The organism is Borrelia persica No12, from assembly GCF_000500045.1.
Classification (GTDB): Bacteria; Spirochaetota; Spirochaetia; order Borreliales; family Borreliaceae; genus Borrelia; species Borrelia persica.
The window spans coordinates 1-4,942 of record NZ_AYOT01000212.1 but is presented as its reverse complement, the minus strand read 5'-3'; the positions used below and the strand labels follow the sequence as shown (position 1 = coordinate 4,942).

2 protein-coding genes and 3 pseudogenes are annotated in these 4,942 nt (G+C 30.0%); 3 read left to right on the top strand and 2 right to left on the bottom strand.

Annotated elements, in window-relative coordinates; genetic code table 11:
* Both U881_RS12910 and U881_RS12905 read left to right on the top strand, forming a co-directional pair.
* Positions 1 to 169 (top strand): variable large family protein (locus U881_RS12910; RefSeq protein ID WP_038364061.1); only part of this gene is annotated, 169 nt, incomplete at its 5' end.
* A 556-nt stretch (positions 170 to 725) separates the two neighbouring features.
* A pseudogene (locus tag U881_RS12905) lies at positions 726 to 952 on the top strand (variable large family protein); the annotation flags it as partial.
* Between the two features lie 355 nt (positions 953 to 1,307).
* On the opposite strand, the pseudogene U881_RS13880 reads toward U881_RS12905, so the two are convergent.
* A pseudogene (locus tag U881_RS13880) lies at positions 1,308 to 1,402 on the bottom strand (variable large family protein); the annotation flags it as partial.
* A 294-nt stretch (positions 1,403 to 1,696) separates the two neighbouring features.
* Between U881_RS13880 and U881_RS11130 the strand changes: the two are divergent.
* A pseudogene (locus U881_RS11130) lies at positions 1,697 to 2,726 on the top strand (variable large family protein).
* 863 nt (positions 2,727 to 3,589) lie between these two features.
* Here U881_RS11130 and U881_RS0107415 read toward each other — a convergent pair.
* Positions 3,590 to 4,711: a hypothetical protein gene (locus tag U881_RS0107415; protein WP_024653821.1), complete on the bottom strand. Its 1,122-nt coding sequence runs from the start codon at positions 4,709 to 4,711 to the stop codon at positions 3,590 to 3,592.
* Positions 4,712 to 4,942: the final 231 nt, after the last annotated feature.

Genomic DNA, 4,942 nt, shown 5'->3' with positions numbered 1-4,942 from the left:
TGCTGCAGTTAAAGGAGCAGCAGTAAGTGCGGTTACTAAGGCATTAGATATGTTAACTATTGCAATAAGGAAAACAATGGACTTGGGACTTAATGAACTTAAAGAGGCAATGAAAATTAATATTAATGATATTCCTGTAATTTCTGATAAGACAACTCTTAAAGCTTAAGTTAATAACAATAGAAATAAATATATAACTAAATTTAGGAAAACTTTTCTCTGTATGAGAGTTGTTTTCCTTTTTTTATTTTATGAGATTGCGTTTAGTTGAGATTTGTATTTTCTTTTTTTATTTAATTGATTTACTTCCTCAAATTAAGGAAGTAAATCAATTGTTGATGTGTTATTAGTATTTTTAATAAGAGTTAAGTGAAGTTGTTATTAAGAGTAATAAGTACTTTTTATTTTTGTATGTGTTATTTTTGAATATTTTATGATAATTGAGTGTGATTCATTTATCATGTGTGCATTTCATTCATTTTTTATTTATTCATTTTTATTGCGTTTTTGCTCTTGAAGTAAAGTTGTTAAAAAGAGAAAGAGAGACTAATTAAAGGAGAGAAGGGAACTTATAAAAAGAGAAGAAAGGGAAGATAAAAGAAGAAAGGAATCATCAAAGAAGAGGAAGAATATTTTAAAGAAGAGAAGAGATAAGGATTTAGACCGAGTAACTTTTTTAGAAGTTAGATGAGATTAGTGAGGAGAGCTTATTTAGAAGAGCTTAGGCAAAGAATGGTAAATTTGCTTCTAAGAGTGGTGCTGATGAGTATGCACCTGTGAAGTTAAAGGAGCAGCAGTAAGTGCAGTAACTAAGGCATTAGATACATTAACGATAGCAATAAGAAAAACAATTGATGGAGGACTGAGTGCTTTGAGAGAAGCAATGAAGATTAATGCTAACAATAGTCCTGTAAGTTCTGAGAAGGGCAGCAATTCTGAAACTAAAAAATAATGAGAGTTAATAGGAAATAAATAACTTATAATTAAAAAATAAAGATAATTAAGGAAAACACTTCTTTTTTTATTCAATGGAGTTGTTTTCCTTTTTGGTATTTTAGTAGCAGTAAATATGGTATTGAAGATAAGGGTGCAGGTTTTAGTTGTGTCAATTTATGATCTTGATAAAGTATATGACTATTGTTATTAAGGATTAATTGAAGTTGATAGTAATAATTTTTGTGTGTGTTATTGTTGAATATTCTATGATAAGCTCATTTTCTTAATTCTTTGTTCATTTATGTATCATTCATTTTATTTATTGCACTATCCGATGCTACTATTGCTTTTGTTGTATCATCTTTCTTACCAAGCAACTTGCCAACTGATTTTTATCATCTCCAGTCTTTGTCGCAGTAGAATCTCCCTCATTCCCTTTTAACACTACTCTAACAATTTCTTTTATTTCTTCTAACTACTCTCCTAAAATAATTCCTCTCTTCTCTCTTTCTTCTCCCTTTAATCCTTTCTTCTTTTCTTGCTTTTTTATTTCTCTTCTTAAGCTTATTCAAGGGAGAAGATTTTATTTAGAGAGAGAAGGGAGTCTTGATCAATGGGTTTAAAGATAGAGAGAGTTTTTTTAAAGGGTTCGTTAAGGAGGGAAAATGATGAGAGGAATTAGAGAAATAAACGTTAATTATTATAATAGAGGAGGTATTGGGAAGATGAAGAAGATTATCAAGAGAAGTTTTTGGTTATTATGATGATTATTGGAATTATGGGATGTGGACAACAAGAACAGGAACCAGGGAAACAGAATGGCTCTGGGAGTGGATAAGTGGGGGCAATGATGGAAGTTGGGAGGAGTGCTGAGAATGCCTTTTATGCTTTTTTGGAGTTAGTTTCGGATGTTTTGGGCTTTACTATTACTAAAGATACAATTCGGGATAAAGTAGGAAAATATTTTAGCAATCTAGGTAAGAGACTTGGAGATGCATCAGACGAATTAGAAGAAGTAGCAAAAAAGTCAACAGAAGGTGATGATAAAAGCAATGCATCAAATAATCCAATTAGAGTTGCAGTTGATACAGCCAGGGAAGTTTTAGGTGCATTGAAAGGATATTTGGATTCTTTAAAGGATATAGGTGATGCTAATAAGGTGGTTGAGGTGACCTCTCAACAAAACGGAGTAGCAGCAAATGAAAATGAATTAAAGAAAGTATATAAGGCGTTAAAAGGACTAGTGGATACAGCTATTAAAGAAGGGGTTACAGAAACCAAAAAAAAGTTCGGGAACATTGGCTGACGCATCAATAGGAGGGACTAATGCAAAAAATGGAGCTAAGGTTTTAACAATAACGACTAATTCAGGAGGATCATCAGGTTCCGAAGCAGCAACAATAGTATCAGCAGTGAGTGGAGAGGCAGTGTTAGCATCGATAGTTGAATCAGGAGAAAGTGATGCAGCAGTAGGAGGAGGCAATGCAGGGGCAAATACGAGTGCAATTTCTTTTGCTAAAGGGGGATCTACTGCTAATAATTTAGCACAGGATGCAGTCTTAGCAAGTGCAGTAGCAGGAGGGATAGCATTACGCTCATTGGTTAAAGATGGTAAGTTAGCTTCACATAGTGGTAACGATAATAAAGCAGTACAATCAGCGGGAATAACAGCGGTAAATAAGTTATTGGGAGCAATAGAAGAAGTAATTAAGAAGACAGTAAAGAATGTTATTGAAAAAGCAAAAGGAAAAATAGATAAAGCAAGAGATTCAAAAGGATCAGTTTCATAGTCAACTAAATAATAATGCGAAATAAAAATAAAATAAATAAATTTGGCGAAGGTAGGAGGCAATCTTGGAAATGTGTCTAGGTTGTCTTCTTTTTATTAAATGAAAAAGAAAAAATTAAATATCAATAATTGAGGGAGTAAGTGAGCGCTTTGGATTCATTAACTATAGCGATAAGAAAGACTTATGTACTATAGATGTAGTATTACGAATACTATTTATAAGTATGGATTTATTTGTTATAAATTTTTATTTATATTTAAAAAAATTTTGGTTACTTTCATTTAAGCTTTAATTTTATGTTAGTTACAGATGACTTTAGAGTTTTTTTGTAAGCGTGCCTGATATTTCAATAGTTTATCACTTAATAAAGATTGATTAAGCATTTAATCTACTGCAATCTATTCTAAAGAATACCCTTTTTCAAAGGAAACGCTTATCTTGTTCTTTGTTGGATATCTAGGGAAGATGTTTTCTTGTTAATTACTGGTTGGAAGAGTATTTATGAACGGATTACATAGAGTAAGTGTTCAAGTTTATTTCTTGAAATTAAGGAAGATGAGGTAGACCAATCTCAAGATAAAATTGTGTGATATTTTTATTTTTTATTGTTATAATTTTGTTCATTTTATCATTTAATTCTAACTTAATACAATCTTATTAATTAACAAATCACAAAATTACAGAGGAACCTTCCAACCCTAACTTTCATTATTATTATTATTATTATTATTATTAACAAAATCAAAATAAAAACATATTATGATATATTATTTGGTTTGTGCTATTATATTGAGTTTTTAAAATAAAAGAAGATAGATCAACAACCTATCTTCCTTTATTTTATGTAAATATAAAATATTTATTTATCTGGCAACAATATTTGTTTTGTTAAGTAAGTCTTTTACTGATTGAAGTATTGAGTATGGATTTTGTAATGATTGGTATGTTCTGGAATTTTGATATGATGAAGGATATGCTTGGTGATTGCTATGCTGATTTTTTTGAACTTCTGTAATTAAAGAACTTACTTCGCTTTTGAGTTTGTCTAATTTTGTTTTTGCATACAGGTCACTTTGCAGATTGCCACCGTATTCTTTGTCAACAAAGGTAATAAGTGATATAGTATTGTTTAAACTTTTTTCAATTTTGCTTAAAAGTTCTTTAAGATCTGCTTCTAATTTATCTTTTGTGAATTTAGATAGTTCTTCTCTTGCTTTTTGTTTTTCATGTTCTTCGGCTCTTCTTCCGTATATAGGGGTTAATTTGATCTTATAAAACTCAACTTTATTCCAATCGTCTTTTATTTGTTTAGCTATTTCAAGTGCTTGTTGGACACTATCGATACTCTTATTTAATTTAAATTTGTATATGTTATCCAGTCTAGTTTCTAGTCTTTCTTCTTTATCTTCATCTTCTTCAAATTCATCTTCCTCAGTTGTCATGGAACTGCCAGAATATGAACCCGATATTGTTATTGGTTTTGAATCATAGTGTGAACGATAAGTATAATCGTATTGAATATTATTTGATTCGCCGTTTAATCCAGTTAAAGGAGTTTGATTGTTTCCTTTAAGAATATTTGATTGATGTTCAATATTTAAACTATTATCAATAATGTTATTATTAGAATAACTTTTATTTTGACTTGTGTCAGCAGTTTTGATAGTAATATTTTCATGTTCAGATAGACTATCTTTTGTCATAGAATGTGACATCAATAATATATCTTTTTGTAATTCAGGTTGTTTGGGTTTAGGTGATCTAATTTTTTTACTTTTTCTTTTAATTTTAGGTAGATGTTTTTCTAAGGATTTGTTGTTATTAGAATTGTTTTTGATATCTTTATTACTAGTACCCAGCATTATGGAGTTTACTTTGTCAAGTAATCCTGCAGATTTGCTTTTCATTTCTTCAGTCAAGAAGAAATCACAACTAAGCAAACTGAAGAGTAATGTTAAAGCTAAATATTTGTTTTTGAAAATCATATTTTGCTCCTTAAAGTTAATTATATTAGAAAAGTATATAGCAATATGAGTTTAATTATAAAAATTAGGTATAATATCTGTGTGGATAAGTTTGGGGATGTGTGGTGGTGAAAAAAGATCAGGTAAAAGTCTAAAAGGAGAGAAAGGAATGAGGTAAAGGAGAGAGGTATCACTTATACTAATAACAATTAAACTAGTTTAATTGTTATTAGTATAAGTGATACCTCTCTC

Excerpts from the sequence above, each read along its gene's own strand:
- U881_RS0107415 (WP_024653821.1), bottom strand. The coding sequence starts at position 4,711 with ATGATTTTCAAAAACAAATATTTAGCTTTAACATTACTCTTCAGTTTG.